Annotated in this window: 1 protein-coding gene; it reads left to right on the top strand. The window is 63.3% G+C overall.

What is annotated here, in order from left to right; all coding sequences use genetic code 11:
* Positions 1 to 1,075: FG-GAP repeat domain-containing protein (locus tag C7477_RS18660; protein WP_146226134.1), on the top strand; the 1,075-nt coding region annotated here is incomplete at both ends.

Genomic DNA, 1,075 nt, shown 5'->3' with positions numbered 1-1,075 from the left:
GCCCGTCTATGGCGTGGCGGAGACGACCGCGACGCTGACCACCGGCAACGGGCCCTTTTCGCTCGCCGGCGCGGATTTCAACGATGACGGCCTCCTCGATCTCGCCGTCGCCAACGCGACCGACAACAACATCCAGATCTTCCTGGCGCAGAGCGACGGCAAATTCCCCGCCACGCCGTCCTGGACGATCTCCAACGTCACGGGCGCCTATTCGATCGTCGCGGCCGACTTCACCAATGATGGCTATATCGACCTCGCCGTCGGTGCCACCTCCAACATCAGCGTCTTCACAGGCAAGGGCAAGGACGGCTTCAATCCGACGCCCTTCGACACGGCGGCGAGTGACATCGTGGCCTTTGCGGTGAGCGATTTCGACGCCAGCGGCACGCTCGATCTCGCGCTCGTCACGTCAGGCAGTTCGCAAATCTGGCTCGGCGACGGCAAGGGCAAGTTCACGGCGAAGGGCAGCCCGGTGCCACCCGGCAGCACCATGAAGTGGGCTGGCGCCAATGCCGCCGCCGGCGACTTCAACAACGACGCCAAACCCGATCTCCTCGTGCCGCAGGGCCCTGGCAGCAAGGTATGGGTGCTGCTGGGCGACGGCACGGGCCTGTTCCAGACCAATCCGACACAGATCGACACTCGCGCTGGCGCCACCGTGCAAGCGGTAGCCGTGGCCGATTTCGACCAGGACGGCAACCTCGATTTTACCGTCGGCGTCGCGACCTCTAGTTCCGATACCTCTGTGGCCTTCTACCAGGGGCAGGGCGACGGCAAGACTTTTATCGCCAAACCCGCCGTCACCTTTGCCGGCACCGCCAACGTCAATGTGACTGTCGGCGACTTCAACGCCGACGGCTGGCCCGACGCCGCCGCCGCCATATATTTCCATAACGATAATGACACGATCCAGATCCTTCTGGGCAGTAGCAGCCAGCCTTGGACCTTTACACCGAGCACGATCGTGCAAGTTGGGGTGTTACCTCTTTCGCCGGTGGTCGGTGATTTCAACGGCGACGGCTTCGCGGATGTGGCGGTGGCCAATGCCATTGACAATAGCGTCAGCGTGGCGACC

Origin of the sequence: Paramesorhizobium leguminum, assembly GCF_003217235.1 — a bacterium.
Lineage (GTDB): Bacteria > Pseudomonadota > Alphaproteobacteria > Rhizobiales > Rhizobiaceae > Paramesorhizobium > Paramesorhizobium leguminum.
Note: the sequence above shows the minus strand (reverse complement) of the source record. Positions and strands in the feature narration are given on the sequence as shown.